The 1,144-nt window shown below is 59.5% G+C and carries 3 protein-coding genes; all 3 read left to right on the forward strand.

Features of this window, described 5'->3' with window-relative positions; all coding sequences use genetic code 11:
• The coding region (locus WH5701_RS16400) for a precorrin-6A/cobalt-precorrin-6A reductase (protein WP_369791628.1) at window positions 1-846 on the forward strand (846 nt) is incomplete at its 5' end.
• A 13-nt stretch (window positions 847-859) separates the two neighbouring features.
• A complete protein-coding gene (gene cutA, locus WH5701_RS18725) occupies window positions 860-1,006 on the forward strand; it encodes a divalent cation tolerance protein CutA (protein ID WP_369791629.1) in 147 nt (48 codons plus the stop codon).
• Window positions 1,007-1,019: 13 nt separating this feature from the next.
• On the forward strand, window positions 1,020-1,144 hold a 125-nt coding region (cutA, locus tag WH5701_RS18730), incomplete at its 3' end, for a divalent cation tolerance protein CutA (RefSeq protein WP_369791630.1).

Here is a 1,144-nt window from a genome sequence, read left to right on the forward strand (position 1 = left end):
CCTCGAGCACGCAATGGTTCATGGCTGCTTCTTTCTTCGGCGCACATCCTGATGCACGACCCCCCTCTTGACCAGCCTCGTGTCTGGTTGCTGGCCGGAACCGGCGATGGTCCACGCCTTACCCGTGCCCTGCTTCAGCGCCATTGTCGGGTGCGGGTGAGTGTTGTAACCCCAGCAGCAGCGGAGGCTTATAGGGGGCTGGCGGTAGAAAGCATGGCCATTGGTGCCCTCGGGGGTGTGGAGGGGATCGCTGAAGAACTGAAGCGTCAAGCAACGCTCCGCTGGGTGGTGGATGCCACCCACCCGTTTGCAACCAAAATCAGCCACGACTTGGCTGAGGTGTGCTTCGCCGCGCAGCAACCGCTGTTGCGGTTTGAGCGCCCGTGGGAGGAGGGTCATGCTGCGACCCATCTGCTTGAAAATGGTGCAGATCTATCAACCATGGCACTCTCAGGCCAGCGACTGTTGTTAGCCGTTGGTGGACGTCATCTCGCTGCGATCGCGGACTCAGCTCGCTTGGCAGGAGGCGATCTTTTTGCCCGTGCCATGCCCACACGGTTGGGTTTGCGTTCGGCTTTGGCTGCTGGCTTGCCCCCTGATCACTTGGCGGTGGTGCGACCGTTGGAAGGGGCAACACCTGGACAGCTTGAGCGGGCGTTGTGCCGCCGTTGGGGGATTACGGCAGTGGTCTGTCGTCAGTCCGGTGGCATGACAGAACGCCTGTGGCGTCGGATTGCGGAAGAGCAGAGTTTGACCTTGTTGCTCCTCAGACGACCACCTTCACCATCGGGTGTGGACACCGTTGTTGGGGAAGCCGCCTTTTTGAAACGGATCGACCATGGCTGAGTCGAATTCTTTGATGTTGGTGCTCACAACGGAGGGTGATGCAATTCGAGCCAAAGCGTTAGCCCGTTCGCTTCTCGAACGACGGCTTGTGGCCTGTGTGAGCTTGCAATCCACGGAAGCTCTTTATTACTGGGGAGGGGGAGATCCAGATGGATGGTGAGGTGCAACTTCTGATGAAAACAACGGCTGATCGCCTGGAGAGGCTTCAGCAGGTGCTTGGAGAGTTACACAGCTACGACACCCCCGAATGGTTGTGTTGGCCAGCGACGCCTTCGCCGGCCTATGGACGCTGGGCGAT

The organism is Synechococcus sp. WH 5701 (genome assembly GCF_000153045.1).
Taxonomy (GTDB): domain Bacteria; phylum Cyanobacteriota; class Cyanobacteriia; order PCC-6307; family Cyanobiaceae; genus Regnicoccus_A; species Regnicoccus_A antarcticus.